Annotated in this window: 23 protein-coding genes and 2 tRNA genes; 13 read left to right on the top strand and 12 right to left on the bottom strand. The window is 64.3% G+C overall.

The genetic code is table 11. The features are described from left to right. Nucleotides 1-76: 76 nt before the first annotated feature. Nucleotides 77-865, top strand: a complete 789-nt coding sequence (gene tatC / locus KKQ75_RS05845) for a twin-arginine translocase subunit TatC (protein WP_213360944.1) — start codon at nt 77-79, stop codon at nt 863-865. Nucleotides 866-1003: 138 nt separating this feature from the next. Here tatC and KKQ75_RS05840 read toward each other — a convergent pair whose 3' ends face one another. Together KKQ75_RS05840 and KKQ75_RS05835 are read right to left on the bottom strand one after the other, a co-directional pair. Further along, complete coding sequence (locus tag KKQ75_RS05840; RefSeq protein WP_213360942.1) at nt 1004-1738, bottom strand: glycosyltransferase; 735 nt, start codon at nt 1736-1738, stop codon at nt 1004-1006. After that, nucleotides 1738-2211 (bottom strand): YhbY family RNA-binding protein, encoded by a 474-nt coding sequence (locus KKQ75_RS05835; protein WP_213360940.1) that lies wholly within the window; start codon nt 2209-2211, stop codon nt 1738-1740. The genes KKQ75_RS05840 and KKQ75_RS05835 overlap by 1 nt, the downstream gene beginning before the upstream one ends. A 50-nt stretch (nt 2212-2261) precedes the next feature. On the opposite strand from KKQ75_RS05835, the gene KKQ75_RS05830 reads away from it, so the two are divergent. From KKQ75_RS05830 to KKQ75_RS05810, 5 genes are all read left to right on the top strand, one after another. Beyond that, entirely contained in the window at nt 2262-2930 is a 669-nt protein-coding gene (locus KKQ75_RS05830) for an RlmE family RNA methyltransferase (protein ID WP_213360939.1), read from the top strand. A 141-nt stretch (nt 2931-3071) separates the two neighbouring features. Beyond that, the gene (ftsH, locus tag KKQ75_RS05825) at nt 3072-5027 is read left to right on the top strand and encodes an ATP-dependent zinc metalloprotease FtsH (protein ID WP_213360938.1); all 1956 of its coding nucleotides are present in this window, start codon (nt 3072-3074) and stop codon (nt 5025-5027) included. Between the two features lie 62 nt (nt 5028-5089). After that, nucleotides 5090-6007 carry a dihydropteroate synthase gene (folP, locus tag KKQ75_RS05820; RefSeq protein WP_213360937.1) on the top strand — a complete coding sequence of 306 codons (918 nt, stop codon included), beginning with the start codon at nt 5090-5092 and terminating at the stop codon, nt 6005-6007. Between the two features lie 88 nt (nt 6008-6095). Beyond that, on the top strand, nt 6096-7439 hold the full coding sequence (gene glmM / locus KKQ75_RS05815) for a phosphoglucosamine mutase (protein ID WP_213360936.1): 1344 nt from the start codon (nt 6096-6098) through the stop codon (nt 7437-7439). After that, the gene (locus KKQ75_RS05810; RefSeq protein ID WP_213360935.1) at nt 7436-8005 is read left to right on the top strand and encodes a GNAT family N-acetyltransferase; all 570 of its coding nucleotides are present in this window, start codon (nt 7436-7438) and stop codon (nt 8003-8005) included. The genes glmM and KKQ75_RS05810 overlap by 4 nt, the downstream gene beginning before the upstream one ends. A 16-nt stretch (nt 8006-8021) precedes the next feature. On the opposite strand, the gene KKQ75_RS05805 is transcribed toward KKQ75_RS05810, so the two are convergent. Next, complete coding sequence (locus KKQ75_RS05805; protein ID WP_250131011.1) at nt 8022-8621, bottom strand: NUDIX hydrolase; 600 nt, start codon at nt 8619-8621, stop codon at nt 8022-8024. Nucleotides 8622-8641: 20 nt separating this feature from the next. Continuing rightward, the gene (locus KKQ75_RS05800; protein ID WP_213360933.1) at nt 8642-9340 is read right to left on the bottom strand and encodes a fumarylacetoacetate hydrolase family protein; all 699 of its coding nucleotides are present in this window, start codon (nt 9338-9340) and stop codon (nt 8642-8644) included. Nucleotides 9341-9434: 94 nt separating this feature from the next. On the opposite strand from KKQ75_RS05800, the gene pgeF reads away from it, so the two are divergent. Continuing rightward, nucleotides 9435-10235, top strand: a complete 801-nt coding sequence (gene pgeF / locus KKQ75_RS05795; RefSeq protein WP_213360931.1) for a peptidoglycan editing factor PgeF — start codon at nt 9435-9437, stop codon at nt 10233-10235. Nucleotides 10236-10318: 83 nt separating this feature from the next. Here the strand turns inward: pgeF and KKQ75_RS05790 are convergent, their stop codons facing one another. Further along, entirely contained in the window at nt 10319-10690 is a 372-nt protein-coding gene (locus KKQ75_RS05790) for a hypothetical protein (RefSeq protein WP_213360929.1), read from the bottom strand. Between the two features lie 236 nt (nt 10691-10926). On the opposite strand from KKQ75_RS05790, the gene phaC reads away from it, so the two are divergent. From phaC to KKQ75_RS05760, 6 genes are all read left to right on the top strand, one after another. Further along, on the top strand, nt 10927-12678 hold the full coding sequence (phaC, locus tag KKQ75_RS05785) for a class I poly(R)-hydroxyalkanoic acid synthase (protein ID WP_371686280.1): 1752 nt from the start codon (nt 10927-10929) through the stop codon (nt 12676-12678). A gap of 135 nt (nt 12679-12813) precedes the next feature. Continuing rightward, nucleotides 12814-13551, top strand: a complete 738-nt coding sequence (phbB, locus tag KKQ75_RS05780) for an acetoacetyl-CoA reductase (protein ID WP_213360927.1) — start codon at nt 12814-12816, stop codon at nt 13549-13551. Between the two features lie 135 nt (nt 13552-13686). Then, nucleotides 13687-13762, top strand: a tRNA-Asn gene (locus KKQ75_RS05775). A 39-nt stretch (nt 13763-13801) separates the two neighbouring features. After that, a tRNA-Asn gene (locus KKQ75_RS05770) sits at nt 13802-13877 on the top strand. A 112-nt stretch (nt 13878-13989) separates the two neighbouring features. After that, nucleotides 13990-14835, top strand: coding sequence for a bifunctional hydroxymethylpyrimidine kinase/phosphomethylpyrimidine kinase (thiD, locus tag KKQ75_RS05765; RefSeq protein WP_213360925.1), 846 nt, complete (start codon nt 13990-13992; stop codon nt 14833-14835). Nucleotides 14836-15207: 372 nt separating this feature from the next. Then, nucleotides 15208-15630 carry a hypothetical protein gene (locus KKQ75_RS05760; protein ID WP_213360923.1) on the top strand — a complete coding sequence of 141 codons (423 nt, stop codon included), beginning with the start codon at nt 15208-15210 and terminating at the stop codon, nt 15628-15630. 36 nt (nt 15631-15666) lie between these two features. Here the strand turns inward: KKQ75_RS05760 and KKQ75_RS05755 are convergent, their stop codons facing one another. From KKQ75_RS05755 to KKQ75_RS05725, 7 genes are all read right to left on the bottom strand, one after another. After that, entirely contained in the window at nt 15667-16740 is a 1074-nt protein-coding gene (locus tag KKQ75_RS05755) for an NAD(P)/FAD-dependent oxidoreductase (RefSeq protein WP_213360922.1), read from the bottom strand. 82 nt (nt 16741-16822) lie between these two features. Next, entirely contained in the window at nt 16823-17152 is a 330-nt protein-coding gene (gene fdxA / locus KKQ75_RS05750; RefSeq protein ID WP_213360921.1) for a ferredoxin FdxA, read from the bottom strand. A gap of 214 nt (nt 17153-17366) precedes the next feature. Next, on the bottom strand, nt 17367-18677 hold the full coding sequence (locus tag KKQ75_RS05745; RefSeq protein ID WP_213360920.1) for a sulfate adenylyltransferase subunit 1: 1311 nt from the start codon (nt 18675-18677) through the stop codon (nt 17367-17369). Then, a complete protein-coding gene (gene cysD / locus KKQ75_RS05740) occupies nt 18677-19678 on the bottom strand; it encodes a sulfate adenylyltransferase subunit CysD (protein ID WP_213360919.1) in 1002 nt (333 codons plus the stop codon). The genes KKQ75_RS05745 and cysD overlap by 1 nt, the downstream gene beginning before the upstream one ends. Continuing rightward, nucleotides 19675-20460 carry a phosphoadenylyl-sulfate reductase gene (locus KKQ75_RS05735; protein WP_213360918.1) on the bottom strand — a complete coding sequence of 262 codons (786 nt, stop codon included), beginning with the start codon at nt 20458-20460 and terminating at the stop codon, nt 19675-19677. The genes cysD and KKQ75_RS05735 overlap by 4 nt, the downstream gene beginning before the upstream one ends. Continuing rightward, nucleotides 20457-20933 carry a DUF934 domain-containing protein gene (locus tag KKQ75_RS05730; RefSeq protein WP_213360916.1) on the bottom strand — a complete coding sequence of 159 codons (477 nt, stop codon included), beginning with the start codon at nt 20931-20933 and terminating at the stop codon, nt 20457-20459. The genes KKQ75_RS05735 and KKQ75_RS05730 overlap by 4 nt, the downstream gene beginning before the upstream one ends. Nucleotides 20934-20937: 4 nt before the next feature. Continuing rightward, entirely contained in the window at nt 20938-22737 is a 1800-nt protein-coding gene (locus KKQ75_RS05725) for a nitrite/sulfite reductase (protein WP_213360914.1), read from the bottom strand. Between the last annotated feature and the right edge of the window lie 131 nt (nt 22738-22868).

The raw sequence follows: 22868 nt of genomic DNA, 5'->3' as shown, positions 1-22868 counted from the left end.
CCCCATGCCCGAACCGGCAGCCCGGCAGCTGCGCCCCTGGCGCAAAGCACTGCCAGAACGATTTCACTGACCCACCATGGCCGACCCCAATTCCAAGGACGATGAACTGGCTGGCACCGAACAGCCCTTCGTCGAGCACCTGATCGAGCTGCGCGACCGCTTGTTGTATGCCATCTATGGTATTGCTGCCGTCGCACTGGTTCTGGCCTTTTTCCCGGGTCCCGACGGCCTGCTCAATTTCGTTGCCCAGCCCATCCGTGCCCACATGCCGCCCGATGCCAAGCTGATTGCGGTGGACGTGTTCTCGCCCTTCTTCATCCCGCTCAAGGTGCTGATGATGGTGGCGGTGCTGGGCGCCTTGCCCTGGATCATGTACCAGATGTGGGCCTTCGTGGCGCCGGGCCTGTACACGCACGAAAAACGCTTTGCGCTGCCGCTGATCATATTCGGCAGCCTGCTCGCCTACTGCGGCATTGCCTTCGTGCAGTTCTTCGTGCTGGACAAGATGTTCAACTTCATCCAGCACTTCACGCCGGCTTCTGTGGCCGCCACGCCGGATGTTGCTTCCTATGTGCAGGCCATCCTGTCGCTCTATCTGGCGTTTGCGCTGGCGTTCCAGGTGCCCATCGTGGTGATGCTGCTGGTGCGTTTCGAGATGGTCACCATCGAGAAACTCAAGTCCTTCCGCGGCTACTTCATCGTGCTGGCCTTCGTGGTGGCGGCCATTGTCACGCCGCCGGACGTGCTGTCGCAACTGGCGTTGGCCATTCCCATGTGCCTGCTGTACGAAGTCGGCATTCTGGGCTCGCGCTGGTTCGTGCGCATCAGCAAGGCGCCGGAAGAGGGCGAGCAGGAAGCACCCTGATAGCCAGGCCTGCTGTCGCTGATGCTGACTGTATCCGGGCCGGTCTGCCGTCACTGCTGATCCGGAAACAATGAAGCCAGCTGGGAAGCTGGCTTTGTCGTTTGGGGCTGAGCCTGGCACAGCGGCTGCCAGCCTGCCTTACTCGCGCCAGTGCTCATCCACCCACAGCGCGGGCTTGATGAAGCGGAAGCGGCGGTTGCGGCGGCCGGCGAGGGCATCCGGCGGATTGCATTCGCCGTGGAAAATCACCACGCGCGCATCCTTGGGCACGAAGGGCGGATTCCAGAAGTTGGTGGGCCAGTTCGGAATGCAGTGGTACTTGAAGCTCGGGCACCAGGCCTTGGGCCAGTAGCTCAGCTTGCCCTGCTTGTGCAGCACGTCGGACAGGTAGGCCTGTTCGTTGCGGTATTGCTTGCGGATTTCGGCAAAGTGCTTGCGGAAATAATCCAGCACGTCCGGATGCGCACCGACCTTGAAGCGATACACCGAGGAGTTGCCGGTGATGCGCCACGGACGCTTGTAGTCGTGGATGATCACGAATTCGCCCGGATAGGTGAAGAATTCGTCCAGCGAGCCGGTGATGACCACGTCCACGTCCAGGAACAGGGCAGTGCCCTGCAGCCCGTGCAGGTCGGCCGTGAAGGTGGTCAGCTTGTTCCAGCCACGCTCCGGAATGCCGGGAGGCAGGTCCAGCGGGGGAATCGGGTAGCATTCCACCTCGGAGCGTATGCCTTGGCCGTCATCGGTCAGGCAGACGAAACGGAAATCGCCCGTCAGGTGGCGGCGCACCATGGCATACAGGCGGTTGACGTACTCGGGGCCGTACTTCTTGCCCCATTTCATGCACAGGATGAGGCGCTGCTGCTCGCTCATCAGTCGCCCTGGCGTTTCTTGACGGAAGTCTGGCGCGGCTTGGCGCGCTTGATCTTGCCGCCGGGTGTCAGGCGCTCATTGCCCAGAACGCGTACCATGCGCACTTCGGGACGCTGTCCGCCGCGCTTGCTGTTCTTGATCACCTTGATCTCGCGCGGGCCGGGCATGCGGTCCTCGTCGACCTCGCGCTCCTTCTCGGGCTGCGGGCGCCACAGCACCAGCAGCTTGCCGATGTGCTGGATCGGCGCGGCGTTGAGTTCGTCTGCCAGTTGCTGGTACATGGCGTCGCGTGCGGCGCGGTCGTCGCCCAGCACACGGATCTTGATCAGGCCATGGGCGTTGAGGGCGGCGTCGGTCTCCTTCAGCACGGCCGGGGTGAGGCCATCGGCGCCGATCATCACGACGGGCGACAGGTGATGGGCTTCTGCACGGTGCGCCTTGCGCTCCTGCACGGTCAATACAATTTGCGGCATGGGGGTATTATCCTCAAAACAGTGAATCGGCGGTTGCGCCGGAAAATCCGATGAAAGTCAAAACCAAGAGCAAGAAAGTCAACAAGGCATGGCTCAACGACCATGTCAACGACCCGTACGTGAAACTGGCGCAGAAGGAGGGCTACCGTGCCCGTGCTGCCTACAAGCTGAAGGAAATCGACGAATCCCTGCACCTGATCAAGCCAGGTGACCTGGTGGTGGATCTGGGCTCGGCGCCGGGCGCCTGGAGCCAGTATGTGCGGCGCAAGCTGTCACCCGACGGGGCGGCAGTCGGCGCACTCAATGGCAGGATTATCGCACTCGACATCCTGCCCATGCAGCCGATCGAGGGCGTGGAGTTCCTGCAGGGCGATTTTCGGGAGGAAGATGTGCTGCAGCAGCTACAGTCCACGCTGCAGGGACGCAAGGTGGACGTGGTAGTGTCCGACATGGCGCCCAACCTGTCCGGCGTGGAATCGGCCGATTCGGCGCGTGTGGCGCACCTGATCGAGCTGGCCATCGAGTTCTCGCAGGGCCACCTCAAGCCCGAGGGCGCACTGGTAACCAAGGTGTTCCATGGCAGTGGCTACAGCCAGCTGGTCAAGCTGTTCAAGGAGCATTTCCAGGTGGTCAAGCCGGTCAAGCCCAAGGCATCGCGCGACAAGTCTTCGGAGACTTTCATCGTCGGCATGCGGCTGAAGCAGCCTGCTGCAGCCTGAAACCGGGACAATACCGCACGGATTGAGGGGTTACGCGCACAAAATGGTACAGGCGATCCGCCTTGAAAGTCCTAAAATGCCCCCATATGGGCACTGTCGGCATGACTGTGCCCAGTTTTGCATTGGTATTGGAGTCTGGTTTTGAACAAGCAATGGTTTTCCAAGATAGCTGTATGGATGGTGGTGGCCATGGTGCTGTTCACCGTCTTCAAGCAGTTCGATGCGCGCGGACCGGCCGGCTCCAGCAACGTGGCCTATTCGGATTTCATTGCCGACGTGCATAACCGCAAGATCAAGAGCGCCACCATTCAGGAAGGTTCTGGCGGCACTACCGAGATCGTGGCCGTCACCAACGAGGATCGCCGCATTCGCACCACGGCCACCTATCTGGATCGTGGCCTGATCGGTGATCTGCTGAATGCCGGCGTCAAGTTCGACGTGAAGCAGCGCGAGGAAGGCTCGCTGCTGGGCAGCCTGCTGATCAGCTGGGGCCCGATGCTGCTGCTGATTGCCGTGTGGGTGTACTTCATGCGCCAGATGCAGGGCGGTGGCAAGGGCGGTGCCTTCAGCTTCGGCAAGAGCAAGGCGCGCATGCTCGACGAGAACAACAACTCTGTCACCTTTGCCGATGTGGCCGGCTGTGACGAGGCCAAGGAAGAAGTGAAGGAAGTGGTCGACTTCCTGAAGGATCCGCAGAAATTCCAGAAGCTCGGCGGCCGCATTCCGCGTGGCCTGCTGCTGGTCGGTCCGCCCGGTACCGGCAAGACGCTGCTGGCCAAGTCCATCGCGGGTGAAGCCAAGGTGCCGTTCTTCAGCATCTCCGGCTCCGACTTCGTCGAGATGTTCGTCGGCGTGGGTGCTGCCCGCGTGCGCGACATGTTCGAGAATGCCAAGAAAAATGCCCCCTGCATCATCTTCATCGACGAGATCGACGCCGTCGGCCGCCAGCGTGGCGCCGGCTTGGGCGGCGGCAACGACGAACGCGAGCAGACCCTCAACCAGATGCTGGTCGAGATGGATGGTTTCGAGACCAACCTCGGCGTGATCGTGGTGGCTGCCACCAACCGTCCCGACATCCTGGACGCCGCTCTGCTGCGCCCGGGCCGTTTCGACCGCCAGGTCTATGTGTCGCTGCCCGACATCCGCGGCCGCGAACAGATCCTGAACGTGCATATGCGCAAGATTCCGGTTGGCCCGGACGTGAATGCTGCCGTCATTGCCCGTGGTACGCCCGGCATGAGCGGTGCGGATCTGGCCAACCTGTGCAACGAGGCTGCCCTGATGGCCGCCCGCCGCAGCGCCCGTCTGGTCGAGATGCAGGACTTCGAGAAGGCCAAGGACAAGATCCTGATGGGTCCCGAGCGCAAGAGCATGGTCATGCCCGAGGAGGAGCGCCGCAACACGGCCTACCATGAGTCCGGCCATGCCCTGATCGGCCGTCTGCTGCCCAAGTGCGATCCGGTGCACAAGGTCACCATCATCCCGCGCGGCCGTGCGCTGGGCGTGACCATGAGCCTGCCCGAGCAGGACCGCTACAGCTACGATCGCGAATACATGCTGAACCAGATCAGCATGCTGTTCGGCGGCCGCATCGCCGAGGAAGTCTTCATGCACCAGATGACCACGGGTGCCAGCAACGACTTCGAGCGCGCCACCAACCTGGCCCGCGACATGGTGATGAAGTACGGCATGAGCGAGCGCCTGGGCCCCATGGTGTATGCCGAGAACGAGGGCGAGGTGTTCCTGGGCCGCAGCGTCACCAAGACCACGCACATGAGTGAAGAGACCATGCGCAAGGTGGACGAGGAAGTGCGCCGCATCATCGACGAACAGTACGATCTGGCGCGCCGCCTGATCGAGGAGCACAGCGACAAGATGCACGCCATGGCCAAGGCCCTGCTCGAGTGGGAAACCATCGACAGCGAGCAGCTCGATGCCATCATGGAAGGCCGTCAGCCGCAGCCGCCCAAGGACTGGGCGCCGCGTGTTCCCCCGCGTGGCGACGGTGGCTCCGGCGGCGGTACCGCCCCGGCAACCGTGCCGGCGCCGCCCGCTCCCGAGGTGAAGCCCACGCCCAATCCCACCACCCGCGTGTAAGCGCAGCACACGCACCCAGCGGAGCCCCGGCTCCGCTTTTTTGTTTTCCGGAGATCCTTTCCATGACCGAACAAACCCTGTGGCAGGCTGGCGATTACTGCCTGGACCTGCAGCGCCCGCACATCATGGGCATCGTCAACGTGACGCCCGATTCCTTTTCGGATGGCGGCCAGCATGCCGACACGGGCAGTGCCTTGCTGCATGCCGAGTCGCTGCTGTATCAGGGCGCGACGATCCTGGATTTCGGCGGCGAGTCCACCCGTCCCGGTTCGCCGGCCGTACCGCTTGAACTGGAGCTGGAGCGCGTGCTGCCGGTGGTGAAAGCCGCCGTGGCCTACAAGGTGCCGATTTCGGTCGACACCTACAAGCCGGAGGTGATGCGCGCGGTGCTGGACGCGGGGGCATCGATCATCAATGACATCTGGGCGCTGCGCTGGAAATCCGGCCCGGATGGCCTGGATGGTGAGCAGGTGGTCGCCCAGCACGGCAAGTGCGGCATCTGCCTGATGCACATGCATCGCGATCCGCAAAGCATGCAGGTGCAGCCCATGCAGGGCACGGTGGAGGAAGTGGTGCGCGAGGTGGCCGAATTCCTGCAGAAACGTTCCAGCGTGCTGCGCAGCCTGGGCGTGAGCAAGGATCGCATCGTGCTGGATCCGGGCATCGGCTTCGGCAAGACGGTGCCGCAGAACCTGGCGCTGCTGGCGCAGCAGGCGGTGCTGCAGGAGGGCGGCCATGCCGTGCTGGCGGGCTGGTCGCGCAAGTCCAGCCTGGGCGCGGTGCTGGAGCTGCTGCCACCCGGCATCACCGATGTGGATCACCGCTGCAGTCTGCTGCCGCATGAACGCAGCCTGGCCAGCGTCGCTGCTGCCTTGCTGGCCGTGGAGAAGGGTGCACGCATCGTGCGCGTGCACGACGTGGCTGCCACACGCCAGGCGCTTGCGGTATGGGAAGCCATGACGCGGGTGTCGGCCGCCTGACGCACGGCCGGCTCATCTGGTGTTCGCTCCCGGCACGGTGCGAATGCGATAATCGACAGATTAACCAAAAAAATCCAGGAAAGATTCGATGAGCCAGGCACGCAAGTATTTCGGCACCGACGGCATTCGTGGTCCGGTCGGCACTTCCCCCCTGACGGCGGATTTCGTCATGAAGCTGGCCAATGCCGTGGGCCGGGTGCTGCAGCGCGAGAGCCCGCAGCGGTCGACCGTCATCATCGGCAAGGACACCCGCATTTCCGGCTACATGCTGGAAAGCGCGCTGGAGTCCGGCTTCAACTCTGCCGGTGTGGACGTGATCCTGCTCGGCCCGATCCCGACCCCGGCTGTGGCCTACCTCACGCGTGCACAGCGCGCCTCGCTCGGCGTGGTCATCAGCGCCAGCCACAATGCCTTTGCCGACAACGGCATCAAGTTCTTCAGTTCCCAGGGCACCAAGCTGCCCGACAGCTGGGAGCAGGCCGTGGAGGCCGAACTCGAGCAGCCCATGGTCTGTGTCGAGCCCGAGAAGCTGGGCAAGACCTGGCGCCTGAAGGACGCTGCCGGCCGCTACGTCGAATTCTGCAAGGGCAGCTTTGCCAATGACCTGAGCCTGCATGGCCTGCGCATCGTGGTGGATGCCGCCCATGGTGCGGCTTACCAGATTGCGCCCATGGTGTTCCATGAACTGGGTGCGGAAGTGATTTCCATTGGCTGCCAGCCCGATGGCCTGAACATCAACAAGGGCTGTGGTGCCACGCATCCGGAGGCACTGGTCGAAGCCGTCAAGCAGCATCGTGCCGACTACGGTGTGGCACTCGACGGCGATGCCGACCGCCTGCAGATGGTGGACGCCAGCGGACGCCTGTTCAATGGCGACGAACTGGTCTACCTGCTGGCCATGGACCGCGTGGCCCAGGGCCGCGTGGTGGAAGGCGTGGTCGGCACGCTGATGACCAACATGGCGATCGAGCAGGCGCTCAATGAGAAGGGCGTGGATCTGGTGCGCGCCAAGGTGGGCGACCGCTACGTGCTGGAAGAGCTGCAGAAGCGCGGCTGGCTGATCGGCGGCGAAAGCTCCGGCCACATTCTGGTGCTGGATGAGCACAGCACCGGTGACGGTCTGGTCAGTGCGCTGCAGGTGCTGCAGGCGGTGGCCCGCAGCCGCCAGACCATGGCCGAGTTGCTGCAGGATGCCAGCCTGTTCCCGCAGACCATGATCAACGTGCGCATGGCGCCCGGCACGCCGTGGCAGCACAGCGCTTCGCTGCAGCAGGCCATCAACGATGCCGAAACGGCACTGGGCAGCGACGGTCGTGTACTGATCCGCGCCAGCGGCACCGAGCCGGTGCTGCGCGTGATGGTGGAGGCCCGCGAGAAGGCGCTGGCCGATAGCTGGGCGAAATTGATTGCCGACACGGTGCCTGCGGCATGACGCTGGAACGGGATTCGGCTGCGTCCCCGGCCTTCTCGGCGGAGCGCGGCGGCGCTGCAAGACAGGAGCCGGCATTTTGGGTGGCGCTGGCCGACTACGGGAACCCGGTCCATGCCCAGGCCGTGGTCGATGTGCTGGATGCCTACGCGCGCGATCCCGCAGGCGGCGGCAAAGGGCTGACGGAAACGGTCAAGCAAGGCCTGGTCGCTGCCATGGCCCGCCGTCCTGATGCCTTCAGCGTGCTGGCCTGGGATGCGTCGGCAGCAGGCAGCCCGCGTGCCATCGGCCTGATCAACTGTTTCGAGGGCTTCTCCACCTTCGCCGCGCGTCCGCTGGTCAATGTGCACGATGTGGCGGTGCTGCAGGCGTATCGTGGCCAGGGTGTGGCCCAGTCCATGCTCGCCCTGGTGGAGCAGGAAGCGCGCCGGCGCGGGGCCTGCAAGCTCACGCTCGAAGTGCTCGAGGGCAACCGGCCGGCCATGCGCCTGTACCAGCGTGAGGGCTTTGCCCCCTATGCGCTCGACCCCGCCTGGGGCACGGCCGTGATGATGCAGAAAAAGCTGTGAAGCATTGCCGGCGGCATCAGCCGGCCGGCTTGCGATCGGGCGGAAAATCCTTCACCGAAAAATCCATGGTGTGCACGTCGAAGACACCGCGCCGGCGGTCCTCGAAATAGGCCTGCAGCATGTGGCGCACCGTGAGAAAGGCAATCTCGTCCCAGGGGATTTCCTCTTCGGCAAATAGGCGCGCTTCCATGGTTTCGGTGCCGGGTTCGAACCGGTCGTGGTGCAGCTGGCACAGGTAGAAAACATGCACCTGGCCCACGCGCGGTACGTTCATCACGCCGAACAGTGCGCCCATGTCGAATTCCGCGCCGGCTTCCTCCACCGTCTCGCGCCCGGCGCCTTCCGCGGTGGTCTCGTTGAGCTCCATGAAACCGGCCGGCAGCGTCCACTTGCCCTTGCGTGGCTCGATGTTGCGCTTGCACAGCAACACCTTGTCGCCCAGGAAGGGCACCGTACCCACCACGACCAGCGGGTTCACGTAATGGATGGTTCCGCAGGCCGGACACACGCTGCGCGCCGTGATGTCGTCCGGCGGCACGCGCTCCTCGGTGGCATGGCCGCAGTGGCGGCAGTACAGGGTCTGGGTGCGGGGTGGCTGATGGGTCGGAGTGAACACGGCAGGTGATCCGGAAAGGGTCAGGCAACGCGCAGGTGGACCGGGGGCAGGCCGTCGATGCGGGCTTCCAGCACGTCGCCGCGCACCACGGCGCCCACGCCTTCCGGTGTGCCGGTGTAGATCAGATCGCCGGGCTGCAAGGCCCAGGCGCGGCTCAGGTGCTCGATCGTTTCGGCAATGCTCCAGATCAGCTTGCCGACCGTGCTGTTCTGGCGCGTTTCGCCATTCACCGTGAGGCTGATGCCGGCTTGCGCCACGTTGCCAGCCTCGGCAGCAGGAACAATCGCACCGATCGGGGCGGAGGCGTCGAAGCCCTTGCCGATGCACCACGGACGGCCGTCCTTCTTCATTGCGTTCTGCAGGTCGCGCCGCGTCATGTCCAGGCCGACGGCGTAGCCATACACATGTTTCATGGCTTCGGCGGCGGGGATGTTGCTGCCGCCCTTGCCGATGGCCACCACCAGTTCCACTTCATGATGCAGGTTCTCCGTGAGCGTGGGATAGGGCAGGGGCGTGGGTGTATCGCCGCTGGCCACCAGCACGGCATCGGCAGGCTTCATGAAGAAGAATGGCGGTTCGCGTCCGGTAAACCCCATTTCCTTCGCGTGGTCCTCGTAGTTGCGTCCTACGCAGTAGATGCGGTGCACCGGAAAGGCCTGGGTGCTGCCGGCGATGGGAACCAGCGGGGCGGACGGGGGCGGGAACAGCGGGGTGGTCATGGCGTCTTGTTTTCGTATGTCTCTGGACGGACTAATTTACCACGCGAGCATGGCTCCCCGCGCGCAGCCGGCGAGGATCAGGTACATTGCCGGCATGACAACAAGCCCTGCCATTCCCGCCGACTGGATCCAGCCGCAATGGCCTGCACCGCTAGGCGTGCAGGCGCTGTTCACCACCCGCGCCGGTGGCGTTTCGCAGCCGCCGTTCGACAGCTGCAATCTGGGCGATCACGTGCAGGACGATCCGGCTGCGGTAGCGCTCAACCGCGACCGTCTGGCGCAGGCGGGGGGCATGCATCCGGTGTTCCTGCAGCAGGTGCACGGCTGCGAGGCATTGCGGCTGGATGCGGCCTCTGCCGACGGCCAGGTGGCGGATGCCTGCTTCAGCACCGTGCCTGGCGTCGCTTGTACCGTGATGGTGGCAGACTGCCTGCCGGTACTGTTCAGCCACCGCACGGTGCCTCTGGTCGGCGCGGCGCACGCGGGCTGGCGCGGCCTTGCAAGAACGGGAGGCTCGGGCGTGCTCGAAGCACTGCTGCAGGCGATGAATACGCAGCTGCGGCACAGGCATCCGGACGCAGGCCCGGACTGGCTGGCCTGGCTGGGGCCATGCATCGGGCAGGCGGCGTTCGAAGTGGGGGACGAAGTGCGCGATGCCTTCGTCGCGCATGATGCATTGTCGGCGCAGCTTTTCATGCCGGGGGTGCGGGAGGGCAAGTGGCAGGCCGATCTGGCTGGTCTGGCACGCCGGCGCCTGATGGCGCAGGGCGTGGAGGTGCACGGCAATGATGGCAGCGCGGCGTGGTGCACTTTCAGCCAGCCCGGGCGTTTTTACTCCTACCGGCGTGCACCGCGCACCGGGCGCATGGCGGCGGCCGTCTGGCTGGCCGACTGAGTACGCGGCCTCTTCGGGAGGCAGTCTGGTGCGGTGCATGGGGCGCGGAGCAAAACGAACGGATGCATTAGATCCGGACCGGGTCAACCGCCCTGATTGCGATTCTCCGGCGGGCGGTTTTGGTGCGGCGGTTCCGTGTCCTGCAACGAGCCCTGCGCGGTTTGTGCAGCATGCTCTGACGCGGTAGCGGCTGCACCGGCATCGGCACCGGCATCGGCATCGGCATCGGCATCGGCATCGGCATCGGCATCGGCATCGGCATCGGCATCGGCATCGGCACTTTCGGCAAGCCGCCGTTTGCGCCGGCGTGCGCCATGGCCGAGGATGTAGTACGCCAGTCCCATGGGGAGCACCCCGAAGAACAGGAAGACCAGCACCGCCTCAAGCACGCTGCCCCGGGGGTGGGTGGCGGTGGTCAGCGCAACCATTCCGACCACATAAAGCCATCCCAACATGATCAAGTACATTCGTTTGCCTTCAAATTATCAAAATTGTGTCTTACTATGGTTGTCTTCGTGGAGCCGATCTGACGCAGCATATTTTGCCAGCGCCTGTGAACTGGTGTATGCGGCGGGACGATTCCCGGCACACTGGAGTACTCCCCGGAGCACCATATTGTCAGTTAGCTGTGGGCGTCTGCAGCTATGATGTGGGCAGGAGTTCCTGCCAACCGAATCAAGGAGACGAGCCGATGAGTACGACCCCCAAGAACCCCTGGGAAGCCATTGCCCAGCCCATGCAGACCATGTGGGCCAATGCCATGCATCAAATGGGCCAGCCCATGCCGTTCGGCATGCCGGGTGCCATGCCCATGACCGACATGATGGGCACTTTCGCCAAGATGGTGCCCTCGGTTCCGGGCGCACCCCAGGTCAGCTTCGATCCGACCAAGCTGCAGGCGCTTCAGCAGGCCTACATGAAGGATCTGACCGAACTGTGGATGCAGGGCATGGTTCCCCCCAGCATCGCGACCGACCGCCGCTTCGCCAGCGAAGAATGGCAGAAGCAGCCCGTGTCCGGCTTTGCCGCTGCCCTGCACCTGATCAACACCCGCATGCTCATGGGCCTGGCCGATGCCATGCAGGGCGATGCCAAGACCAAGGCACGCGTGCTGTTCGCCGTGGAGCAGTGGGCTGCCGCTGCCGCACCGAGCAACTTCCTGGTGTTCAACGCCGATGCGCAGAAGAAGGCGATCGAGACCAAGGGCGAGAGCATTGCCAAGGGCATGCAGAACATGCTGCACGACATGCGCCAGGGCCACGTCTCCATGACGGACGAGAGCAAGTTCGAGGTGGGCCGCAACGTCGCCACGACCGAAGGCGCCGTGGTGTTCGAGAACGAGCTGTTCCAGCTGATCGAATACAAGCCGCTCACCGAAAAAGTGCATGAGCGACCCTTCCTGTTCATCCCGCCCTGCATCAATAAGTTCTACATCCTCGACCTGCAGCCCGACAACTCCGTCGTGCGCTACCTGATCGAGCAGGGCCACCACGCCTTCATGCTGAGCTGGCGCAACCCCGATGCCAGCATGGCCCAGACCACCTGGGACGACTACATCGAGAAGGGTGCCATCACCGCCATCAAGACGGTGCAGGACCTGACCAGGAAACCGGACATCAACGCGCTGGGCTTCTGCGTGGGCGGCACCATCCTCAGCAATGCGCTGGCTGTGCTGGCTGCACGTGGCGAAAAGCCGGTGCACAGCGCCACTTTCCTGACGGCGCTGCTCGACTTCACCCACACCGGCGTGCTCGACCTGTTCATCGACGAGGGTTTCGTGCGCATGCGCGAACTGCAGTTCGGCCAGGGTGGCCTGATGCCGGCAAGCGACCTGTCGACCACCTTCAGCTTCCTGCGTCCGAACGATCTGGTGTGGAACTACGTGGTGGGCAACTACCTCAAGGGCGAAACCCCGCCCCCGTTCGACTTGCTGTACTGGAACAGCGACTCGACCAACCTGCCCGGCCCGATGTACGCCTGGTACCTGCGCAACACCTACCTCGAGAACAAGTTGATCACCCCCGGCGCGGTCGAGGTGTGCGGCGAGAAGATCGACTTCAACAAGGTCGACATTCCCGTCTATATCTACGGTTCGCGCGAAGACCACATCGTGCCGATCGAAGGTGCATATGCCAGCACCCAGGTGCTGCCGGGCGAGAAGCGTTTCGTGATGGGGGCTTCCGGCCACATCGCCGGCGTGATCAACCCGGTCAAGAAGAACAAGCGCAGCTACTGGACCAACGACGAGCTGCCCGCCAGCCACGAAGACTGGCTGGCTGGTGCGACCGAGCATCCCGGCAGCTGGTGGGCTGACTGGTCGGGCTGGCTGGAGCAGCAGGGTGGCAAGCTGGTGTTGGCGCCCAAGCGCTACGGTTCCACCAAGTACAAGGAAATCGAGCCGGCTCCGGGTCGCTACGTGAAGGCCAAGGCCAGCCTGATGTGATTTCCTGCGGCAACCCTGGGTGGGAAGGACACTCAGGGTAAGCCATAGGCGTATTTTTACGGAGAGGTGCCGGAAGTCCGTGGGCACCGCTTCTAAACTGGAACGCAACGGATTTTTTTACCAGAGGAGACGACAATGACTCAAAAAGTAGCGTACGTAACGGGTGGCATGGGCGGCATTGGTACCGCGATCTGCCAGCGTCTGCACAAGGATGGTTTCAAGGTCATCGCCGGCTGCGGCCCGACCCGTGACTACCAGAAATGGCTGGACGAGCAGAAGGCAGAGGGCTACACCTTCTACGCTTCCGTGGGCAACGTGGGCGACTGGGATTCCACCGTTGAAGCCTTTGCCAAGGCCAAGGCCGAGCATGGCCCGATCGACGTGCTGGTGAACAACGCCGGCATCACGCGCGACCGCATGTTCGTCAAGATGACGCCCGAAGACTGGAAGGCCGTGATCGAGACCAACTTGAACTCCATGTTCAACGTGACCAAGCAGGTCGTGCCGGACATGGTGGAGCGTGGTTTCGGCCGCATCATCAACATCTCCTCCGTGAATGGCGCCAAGGGTCAGGCTGGCCAGACCAACTACTCCGCGGCCAAGGCCGGCATGCACGGCTTCTCCATGGCCCTGGCCCAGGAACTGGCCAACAAGGGCGTGACGGTCAACACCGTGAGCCCGGGCTACATCGGTACCGACATGGTTCGTGCCATCCGTGAAGACGTGCTGGAGAAGATCGTGGCGACCATCCCGGTCAAGCGTCTGGGCACCCCGGAAGAAATCGGCTCCATCGTCAGCTGGCTGGCTGGCCCGGATTCCGGTTTCACTACCGGCGCCGAGTTCGCCTGCAACGGCGGTCTGCACATGAGCTGATCGGCTTCTGACGCCTTGCGTCAGTGCCTGGAAGTCCCGCTTCGGCGGGACTTTCTTTTTTCGGCGGCCGGATGTCACGAAAATGTCGCGTGACTGGAAAACCGCGAAAAGCTGGTATATAATTTCAGTCTCTGTTCCTCAATAGCTCAGTCGGTAGAGCGCCGGACTGTTAATCCGTAGGTCCCTGGTTCGAGCCCAGGTTGAGGAGCCAGAACAATTTGATGTGTTGCCTTGTGCAGCATGCCGACATTCCTCAATAGCTCAGTCGGTAGAGCGCCGGACTGTTAATCCGTAGGTCCCTGGTTCGAGCCCAGGTTGAGGAGCCAGACAAAGCCCCGCAGCAGCTGTTGCGGGGCTTTTTCCATGGGCGTTCCGGCTTTCGTCGACGGGTTCATGGCGTATGCTTGCAGCGTTCAACACTCATGATGGAGTTGTGCCATGCAGGCCCCCGATTTCGATTTCAGCTACATCCATGTGCTCAGCATTGCCGGTTCCGACAGTGGAGGCGGTGCCGGCATCCAGGCCGACCTGAAGACCTGTGCGGCGCTTGGGGTGTATGGCATGACCGCCATCACGGCGATCACGGCGCAGAACACGCAAGGAGTGAGGGCCATCCATTCCGTGCCGCCGGAAGTGATTGCGGCGCAGATCGATGCGGTGGCAGGCGACATCGGCGTGGAGGCGGTCAAGATCGGCATGCTGCATGCGCCCGAGGTGGCCGAAGCGGTGGCAGCGGCGCTGGAGCGCCATGCATTCGCACAGGTGGTGCTGGATCCGGTGATGGTGGCGACCAGCGGCTCGGTACTGATGGAAGACAGCACCGTGAGCGTGCTGGTGAAGCGCCTGTTTCCGCTGGCCAGCGTGATCACGCCGAACCTGGATGAGGCGGCGCTGCTGCTGGGGCGTAAGCTGGAAACGGTGGAGCAGATGCGCAGCGCGGCATATGAGCTGCAGGCCATGGGCGCGCGTGCAGTATTGCTGAAGGGCGGGCATCTGCCGGGCGAGCGTGTGGCCGATGTGCTGCTGCTGGAAAACGGCGAGGAGTTGGTGATGGATGACGCACGCATCGCCACGCGCAATACGCATGGAACGGGGTGTACCTTGTCGTCGGCGATAGCAAGCTATCTGGCGCTGGGCGAGGACTTGCCCGATGCCGTGCGCATGGCGCGCGAGTTTGTGCGCAAGGCGCTGGAGGCGGGAGCCAATGTGCGCACCGGCGGTGTCGGCAACGGTCCCCTGAATCACGGTTTTGCGCCACGTGTGATGCGCATGGATCGCCTGTAGGCACTGTTACACGAGTTTCCTGATCTCACGTGCGATCGGGATCGCTGTTGGTAGGCTGGGAGGACTGCGTTTGAAGCGAGGAGAATTCCCATGCAGCAGCTATGGCCTGGAGTGATCCTGGCGGCCGCCGCCGTGCTGGCCGGATGTTCGGACCGGAGCGACAAGGCGGCAGAGGGGGCGGCATCTGGCGTGCCCGAAGCAGGGGCGTCGGCGCCCACTCCGGATACTGCGCCTTCTGACACAAGCGGGGGGATGGCGGGAACATCGTCCGCTTCTTCGCCTGCTTCGGCAGAGGCATCGGGCACTGGCACTGGCACTGGCACTGGCACTGGCACTGGCACTGGCACTGGCACTGGCCCGACGCCATCCATCATGGCATCGGCATCAGGCACAAGTACCGTTACGCCTGATCCAGTATTTCCCCCCGAAGAGCTGGCCGCTGCCGAGAAACGCGCCTGGCTGGAGTCCCCGCTGTATGGCGGCGACAATGCGATGGCCCGGGCACGGCGGGTGACGATTACCCCCAAAGCAGGCGCTGCGGGTTACCGCGTTCATATCGCCAATCAGTTTTCCTTCGAATGCGACCTGAGCTTCAACAGCAAGGGCCAGCCGTCGCGCATGAGCGACTGTGCTCCCAGGCTGCCGGAAAACAGCGAGTGGAAGGTGGCGCAGAAGGAGATTCGCCTGCGGTGTTCGACGCTCGCCACCGAAGTGGTCTGCAGCGGCGATTACGACCTCGGCATGCCGGCCGGAGACGTGTATCCCGGCCGCATGACGATTGCGCGCCGGCGCTGAAGCTGCACCTGGCGGGCGCAGGCAGGGCGTAACGGCTCAGTCGAAGTTGGGCGATTCCACGCCCAGCACCTTGTGCAGCTTGGGACTGGTGGTGGTGTACTGCAGAAAGACCTTCTTCTCGGGGAAGATGTAGTCCATGGCGCCGAAGGCGGCCAGGGCACATTCGTGGAAGCCGGAGAGTATAAGCTTCTTCTTGCCGGGGTAGGTGTTGATGTCGCCTACGGCGAAAATGCCGGGCTCGCTGGTGGAGAACTTTTCCGTGTCCACGACCAGCTGCTTGCGCTCGATCTGCAGGCCCCATTCGGCGATCGGCCCGAGCTTGGGCGACAGGCCGAAGAAGACCATCAGCACGTCCAGTGGCACGGAGCGCGTGACGCCGTCGCCGCCGGTGACCTTGACGGCGGTGAGCTTGCCGCCGGTTTCCTCGTAGCCGGTGATCTGGCCGACCAGGAACTGCATTTTGTGCTGTTCGCACAGGGCCTTCATCTTCTGCACGCTGGCAGGCGCCGCGCGGAAGCCGTCGCGGCGGTGCACCAGGATGACGCTTTCGGCCTTGTGGGCGGTGTCGGCCGTGAAGTCGAGGGTCCAGTCCAGCGCGGAGTCGCCGCCACCGACGATCACCAGGTTCTTGCCGGCAAAGTCTTCCGGGCGTTTGACGCGGTAGAACAACTGGCTGCCCTCGAACTGCTCCAGTCCCTCGACCTTGAGCTTGCGCGGCTGGAAGGCTCCTACGCCGGCGGCAATGAAGATCGTCTTGGTGAGGAATTCGGTGCCCTTGCTGGTGCAGACGTGGAAGCGGCCATCGGGCTGGCGCTCGACTTCGGTCACTTCCTGGCCCAGATGGAAGGTGGCGCCGAAGGGCTCGATCTGCTTCATCAGCGCGTCGGTCAGCTCCTTGCCGGTGCAGACCGGGATGGCGGGAATGTCGTAGATGGGCTTGTCCGGATACAGTTCGACCGGCTGGCCGCCGGGGTAGGCCAGGGCATCGATGATGTGGGCCTTGACCTCGAGCAGGCCGAGTTCGAAGACCTGGAACAGGCCGACCGGCCCCGCACCGACGATGACGGCATCTGTCTCGATCGCGTTGGGAAAAGTGCGTTCTGTAGTCATGATGAAGTCAAAAAGGCAGCTTGCGCTGCCGTGGGTGGGTGTGCCGGGGCGCAGGCGCGCCGGCGCGACGGAAGGGAACGCTTCAGCGGACCAGCTCTTTCAGCTTGCCGGTCTTGTCCTTCCACTCCTCGGCATCGGGCAGCGCGTCCTTGCGCTTGGTGATGCTCTTCCAGCTGGGCAGGCGGGCCAGTTCGGCATTGAGCTTGATCATGTGCTGCTCGTTGGCGGGAACGTCTTCTTCGGCGTAGATGGCACCGACCGGGCACTCGGGAATGCAGACTGCGCAGTCGATGCACTCATCGGGATCGATGGTCAGGAAGTTGGGGCCTTCGCGGAAGCAGTCCACCGGGCACACATCGACGCAGTCGGTGTACTTGCAACGGATACAGGCTTCGGTGACGACGTGGGTCATGGTGGCTTCTCTTCTGGAACTGAATTACGACAGGAATGATGGGTAACCCTGGAATTTTAGCCGCTGCGGCGGGCCGTGGCTGGTTTAAGGGAAATGTAAACCGTCCAAACGGGTTCCGTCTTGCGTCAGGTCAAGCTTGGTGCTGCATTCTGTATCGTCCATGCGAACGATACGCCCAAGCGGGTCTGCCTTGGGCGATCAGGGTTATTTTTTGTCAAAGAACCATGGCGGCGGCGGCCGTGGCGTGGGTGGCCGTATCGACCAGGATCAGGGCGCCGAGCTGGCGGTTCTGCGCATAGGGCTGCAGCGGCAGGGGGGCCTGGAATTCGAGCTCGACCTGGCCGATGGCATTGGCGCCGAGCTGTTCGGCCGGGCCCTGCTGCAGGCTGTGGATGTCGAGCTGGTGTTCCACGCGGCGCACGCGCGCCTTGACCCAGCGGTGGCCGTGCAACGCCCAGTACTGGCGACCCGGCACCAGGGCATCGTTATCGAGCCAGGTGAGGGTGGCGGAGCACTGGCGCCGGGTTCGCAGGGGGTGGTCTGCGGCGATGATCCAGTCGCCGCGTGTGATGTCGAGTTCACGGTCGAGGATCAGGCCGAGGGAGCGCTGTTCCTTGCCGTCAGCCGGGCGGCGGGCATGGTCGAGGACCTGGGCGACGGTGGCCTGCTGGCCGCTCGGAAAAACCTGCACTGTATCGCCCGCCTGCACCGAACCGCTGGCCACGCGTCCCCAGAGCGTGCGGCGGCCCTGTTCGGTCCGGGCACTGCCGGCGCTGGATTCGATCCATTGCACGGGCAGGGCAAAGGCCTGGCGGGGAGCGGCGGCGATGGGCAGCTGTTCCAGGATATCGAGCAGGGTGGGCCCATGGTAGCCGCACCAGCCTGCGTGCGCATCGACCACATTCCAGCCCTTGAGAGCCGAGAGTGGCAGGATGGCGGCCGGGGTGATGCCGGCGGCTTGCGTGAAGCTGGTGAGAGCTTCGGAGATGCGCGCACAGGCCAGAGCGGGGTTGCTCACGGCGTCGAGCTTGTTGATGGCGAACACGCAGTGTGGCACGCGTAACAGTTGGGCGAGCAGGGCGTGGCGGCGGGTTTGCGGCAGCAGCTGCGCGGGAGCGTCGGGGGTGACGGCCCAGGGCAGCTTGGTGGCATCGACCAGCACCACGGCGCAGTCGGCCTGGCTGGCGGCGGTGACCATGTTGCGCGTGTACTGCTCATGGCCGGGGGCATCGCCGATGATGAATTTGCGACGCGTGCTGGAAAAATAGCGCCAGGCCACGTCGATGGTGATGCCCTGGGCGCGTTCGGCCTGCAGGCCATCGGTGAGACGGGCAAGGACGGCCGCGTCCACTTCGCCGGTGGCTTGGTGGGTGATGTGGGCGAGCTGGTCCTGCAGCACGGACCGGCTGTCGAGCAGCAGGCGGCCGATCAGGGTGCTCTTGCCATCGTCCACGCTGCCGCAGGTGATGAAGCGCAGGGCGGGGGCAAGGGCCTGGGCGGGGTGGTTGTTCAGGGCGATGTCCATCAGAAATATCCTTCGAGCTTGCGTTGTTCCATGCTGGCATCGCTGGTCTGGTCGTCCATGCGGGTGGCGCCGCGTTCGCTGGTGCTGGCGCCCAGGGTTTCGCGCACGATGTCATGGGCGCTGGCGGCGCTGCTTTCGACCGGGCAGGTGCAGGTGATGTCGCCCAGGGTGCGGAAGCGTACGTTCAGGGTCTGCACCTGTTCGCCTTCCCTTGGCGGGGTCAGCGGGGTGACGGGGACCAGCAGGCCGCGGCGCTGCACCACCTCGCGCGGGTGGGCGTAGTAGAGGCTGGGCAGTTGCAGCTGTTCGCGGGCGATGTATTGCCAGACGTCCAGCTCTGTCCAGTTGCTGATGGGGAAGACGCGGAAGTGCTCGCCGGGGTGCAGGCGGGTGTTGAACAGCGTCCACAGCTCGGGGCGCTGCTGGCGTGGCTGCCACTGGCCGAAGCTGTCGCGGTGGCTGAACAGGCGTTCCTTGGCGCGGGCTTTTTCCTCGTCGCGGCGGGCGCCGCCAATGAGGGCGTCGAAGCGGAATTCCTCGATTGCTTCCAGCAGGGTGACGGACTGGTGGGCGTTGCGGCTCTCGTCAGGCCGGGACAGGCGCACGGTGCCGCGTGCCATCGAATCTTCGACGCTGCGCACGATTAGCCTGGCCTGCAGCTCGGCCGCACGCTGGTCGCGGAAGGCAGTGACTTCGGGGAAGTTGTGGCCGGTGTCGATCATCAGCAGCGGGAACGGGATGCGGCCACGGCCGAAAGCCTTTTCGGCGCAGGCGAGCAGCACCAGCGAGTCCTTGCCGCCCGAGAATAGCAGGGCGGGGCGTTCGAAACTGGCGGCGACTTCGCGCAGCAGGAAGATGGTTTCCTCTTCCAGTGCGTCCAGGTGGGAGAGCGCGCCGGTGGCCGGGGCATGCAGGGGCGAGCGGGTAGCCGCAGACAGTGTGTGCAAGTGTGGGAGGAGGTTGGCAGGCAGGGCTTGCGTAGCGGGAGGGGAGGCATTCATGCTTGTTGCTCCTGGAGGACGGAGGCCGGGCTGGTTTCGGATGCAGTTGCGGAGGTAAGGTGGAGGCCGCATTCGCGCGCCTGATCCTGCTCCCACCACCAGCGGCCGGAGCGTAAGTCCTCGCCCAGGGTGACTGCGCGCGTGCAGGGAGCGCAGCCGATGCTGGGGTAGAACTGGTCGTGCAGCGGGTTGTAGGGCACCTGATGGGTGGCGATGTAGTGCCAGACGTCGCCCCAGGTCCAGTTGGCGAGCGGGTTGAACTTGGTCGGACGGCCTGCCGCCTGCTCGCTGTCGTCGCGCAGGGGGACTGTGGCACGGTTGCCGGACTGTTCACGGCGCAGGCCGGTAAGCCAGGCCGACTTGCCTTGCAGGGCGCGCTCCAGCGGTTCGAGCTTGCGGATGTGGCAGCAGCGCTTGCGCAGGGCCAGGCTGCGGTACATGGCTTCTTCGCCTTCGGCCGCGACAAAGGCCTGCACGCTGGCCGGGTTGGGGCGGTAGATGGCGACCGATTCCGGGCGGCGCTGTTGCGTGGCTTGCAGCAGCACCTGCGTTTCGGGGTGCAGCTTGCCGGTATCGAGCACGAAAAGGGGGATGCCCAGGCCGTTGGATTCGATCAGATGACTCAGTACAACGTCCTCGGCGCCGAGGCTGCTGGCCTGTACGAGGGTGCTGGAGCCGAATTCGGCAATGGCTGTGCGCAGGGTGGCGATTGCTTCCGCCACATGGGCGTCGTAGGCCGGGGAAGGGCGGCCATGCAGCGAGGGGGCCGACGAGGTGTTCATGCTGTGCTCTCCTTGCTGGCCGGGGCGGTCGCGGTGCGTTGCTCCGCAGCAGGCGCGACCGGGAGCGTGGCGGCATCGCTACCTTCTCCGGAAAAGCGCGGCTGGGGATGCAGTGCGTCGCCCTGGTAGTAGCCTTGCGCGAACAGCGCCAGCAGGCGTTGGCCATGTGCGGCGTTCTGGTCGGCGCGCAGCACGGCCTGGTCGAAGCCGCAGCGCTGCATCTGCGGCAACTGGTCGATTAGGACTTCGCCGGTGGCGCGGAGCGTGCCGGCAAAGCCGCGTCGGCGGCGCAGCAACTGGGCCTGGCTGTAGGCGCGGCCATCGGTGTGGGCGGGGAACTGCAGTTCCACCACGGAGATGCCGGCAAGGTCCGCCTGCAACGCGTCCTGGTCGTTGTTCAGGATCAGACGACCGGCTGTTTCCGGCTGGTAGTTCTGTGCGCGGATGAGGGAAAGAGGGGCTGGGGTGTGCATGGTTTCAGGCGGTGGCAAGATCGGCCGTCCTGGCAGGAGCGGCGGCAGGGTGGCGCGCCGCATTGGCGGCCTGCTTGAACGGTTCCAGGCCAGTGCGGCGCAGGGTCTGGATCAGGGTTTCGCGTTCGTGACGCTGGCGGCGATAGCAGTCGAGAATGGCCTCGATCACGTCCGGCACTTCGGCTGCGCTGAAGGACGGGCCCACAACCTTGCCCGGCATGGCCGGCCCGGAAAGGGCCGATCCGTCGGCGCCGCCCAATGTGATCTGGTACCACTCCTTGCCGTCCTTGTCGACGCCCAGGATGCCGATGTGTCCGCTGTGATGGTGGCCGCAGGAGTTGATGCAGCCGCTCATGTGCAGATCGATCTCGCCCAGATCCCAGAGCTCGTCCAGGTCCTGGTAGCGCTCCGCCAGCGCTTCGGCGATCGGGATGGAGCGGGCATTGGCCAGGGCGCAGAAATCGCCGCCGGGGCAGGCGATCATGTCGGTCAGCAGGCCGATGTTGGGGCGCGCCAGGCCGAGTGCACGCGCATGCTCGTACAGCGCGGGCAAGTCGCTGGCATGTACCCAGGGCAGCACCATGTTCTGTTCGTGCGTCAGGCGCGCCTCGCTGGCGCTGAAGCGCTCGGCCAGCTCGGCCACTGCGTCCAGCACGTCGCCATCCGCATCGCCCGGGGCAAGGCCCGGACGCTTGAACGACAGCGCCACCACGCGCAGCTGCGGCAGGCGATGCGCACGCACGTTGCGCTCCAGCCAGCGCTGGTAGGCGGTGCTGCTGGTGTCGGTGGCGTGAGGCAAGTTGGCAGCCTGCAGTTCCGGTTGCACGAAGCAGGCCGCAACGCGCTCGTATTCGGCCTGGGTGATGGTGTGGCGGCCGCCGTCCTCGTGCAGGATCTGGGCATACTCGGCCTCCACCGCGTCGGTGAAGCGCTGGCCTTCGGCTTTGACCAGCACCTTGATGCGCGCCTTCCACAGGTTGTCGCGCCGGCCGTACTGGTTGTACACGCGCAGCACGGCCTCCAGGTAGTTGAGCATCTGCTGCCATGGCAGGAATTCGCGGATCACCGGACTCACGATCGGCGTGCGGCCCATGCCGCCACCCACGCTCACGACAAAGCCCAGATCACCCGCGTCATTGCGCGTGAGCTTCAGGCCCACGTCATACCAGTGCGTGGCGGCGCGGTCTTCCACGCCGCCCGTCAGCGAAATCTTGAACTTGCGCGGCAGATAGGCAAACTCGGGGTGCAGCGTGCTCCACTGGCGCAGGATTTCGGCAAAGGGGCGGGGATCGGCGATCTCGTCCGGGGCGATGCCGGCCAGGGCATCGGCATTGAGGTTGCGGATGCAGTTGCCGCTGGTCTGGATGCCGTGCATCTGCACGCTGGCCAGCAGGTCCATCACGTCCGCGCTCTTTTCGAGCGGAATCCAGTTGAACTGCACATTGGTACGCGTGGTGAGATGCCCGTAGCCATAGCGCAGGGGCGGCGCTGTCAGCGTGCCGGGCTGGGCCGCCTGCAGCGCATCCTGCAGGCCCTGTGCATGACGCAGCAGTTCGGGTGCGGGCTGATCGTATTCGCGGGCGATGCGAGCCAGCACGCGCAACTGGCGGCTGGCAATCTCGCCGTAGGGCACGGCGATGCGCAGCATGGGTGCATGGCGCTGGATATACCCGCCGTTCTGCAGACGCAGCGGCTTGAATTCGGTGTCGGAAAGCTGGCCGGCCAGGTGCCGCTGCAGCTGGTCGCGGTACTGGGCCGCGCGCTGTTCGATGAACTGCTGATCGAAAGAGGTGTACTGGTACATGAATCCGTCCGCCTGCTTCCGGCAAGCGCGCACCATGCGCACGTTACCGGTCAGGAACGGACGAACTGTACCGACTCTTTATATCTTTCGGAACGATTTTATGATGATGTATATATATCCAAAGAATATAT

This window comes from Brachymonas denitrificans (assembly GCF_907163135.1).
In the GTDB taxonomy this organism is placed as follows: Bacteria; Pseudomonadota; Gammaproteobacteria; order Burkholderiales; family Burkholderiaceae_C; genus Brachymonas; species Brachymonas denitrificans_A.
This window is presented reverse-complemented; position numbering and strand designations above follow the sequence as displayed.

Bases quoted from the DNA above. Each gene is read 5' to 3' on its own strand.
- KKQ75_RS05760 (WP_213360923.1), top strand. From the start codon at position 15,208: ATGGCATCGGCATCAGGCACAAGTACCGTTACGCCTGATCCAGTATTT.
- KKQ75_RS05735 (WP_213360918.1), bottom strand. From the start codon at position 20,460: ATGAACACCTCGTCGGCCCCCTCGCTGCATGGCCGCCCTTCCCCGGCC.
- KKQ75_RS05755 (WP_213360922.1), bottom strand. From the start codon at position 16,740: ATGACTACAGAACGCACTTTTCCCAACGCGATCGAGACAGATGCCGTC.
- KKQ75_RS05790 (WP_213360929.1), bottom strand. From the start codon at position 10,690: ATGTTGGGATGGCTTTATGTGGTCGGAATGGTTGCGCTGACCACCGCC.
- KKQ75_RS05840 (WP_213360942.1), bottom strand. From the start codon at position 1,738: ATGAGCGAGCAGCAGCGCCTCATCCTGTGCATGAAATGGGGCAAGAAG.
- KKQ75_RS05830 (WP_213360939.1), top strand. From the start codon at position 2,262: ATGAAAGTCAAAACCAAGAGCAAGAAAGTCAACAAGGCATGGCTCAAC.
- cysD (WP_213360919.1), bottom strand. From the start codon at position 19,678: ATGAATGCCTCCCCTCCCGCTACGCAAGCCCTGCCTGCCAACCTCCTC.
- KKQ75_RS05730 (WP_213360916.1), bottom strand. From the start codon at position 20,933: ATGCACACCCCAGCCCCTCTTTCCCTCATCCGCGCACAGAACTACCAG.
- KKQ75_RS05800 (WP_213360933.1), bottom strand. From the start codon at position 9,340: ATGACCACCCCGCTGTTCCCGCCCCCGTCCGCCCCGCTGGTTCCCATC.
- phbB (WP_213360927.1), top strand. From the start codon at position 12,814: ATGACTCAAAAAGTAGCGTACGTAACGGGTGGCATGGGCGGCATTGGT.
- KKQ75_RS05725 (WP_213360914.1), bottom strand. From the start codon at position 22,737: ATGTACCAGTACACCTCTTTCGATCAGCAGTTCATCGAACAGCGCGCG.
- KKQ75_RS05745 (WP_213360920.1), bottom strand. From the start codon at position 18,677: ATGGACATCGCCCTGAACAACCACCCCGCCCAGGCCCTTGCCCCCGCC.
- phaC (WP_371686280.1), top strand. From the start codon at position 10,927: ATGAGTACGACCCCCAAGAACCCCTGGGAAGCCATTGCCCAGCCCATG.
- glmM (WP_213360936.1), top strand. From the start codon at position 6,096: ATGAGCCAGGCACGCAAGTATTTCGGCACCGACGGCATTCGTGGTCCG.
- folP (WP_213360937.1), top strand. From the start codon at position 5,090: ATGACCGAACAAACCCTGTGGCAGGCTGGCGATTACTGCCTGGACCTG.
- KKQ75_RS05835 (WP_213360940.1), bottom strand. From the start codon at position 2,211: ATGCCGCAAATTGTATTGACCGTGCAGGAGCGCAAGGCGCACCGTGCA.
- thiD (WP_213360925.1), top strand. From the start codon at position 13,990: ATGCAGGCCCCCGATTTCGATTTCAGCTACATCCATGTGCTCAGCATT.
- pgeF (WP_213360931.1), top strand. From the start codon at position 9,435: ATGACAACAAGCCCTGCCATTCCCGCCGACTGGATCCAGCCGCAATGG.
- tatC (WP_213360944.1), top strand. From the start codon at position 77: ATGGCCGACCCCAATTCCAAGGACGATGAACTGGCTGGCACCGAACAG.
- fdxA (WP_213360921.1), bottom strand. From the start codon at position 17,152: ATGACCCACGTCGTCACCGAAGCCTGTATCCGTTGCAAGTACACCGAC.
- KKQ75_RS05810 (WP_213360935.1), top strand. From the start codon at position 7,436: ATGACGCTGGAACGGGATTCGGCTGCGTCCCCGGCCTTCTCGGCGGAG.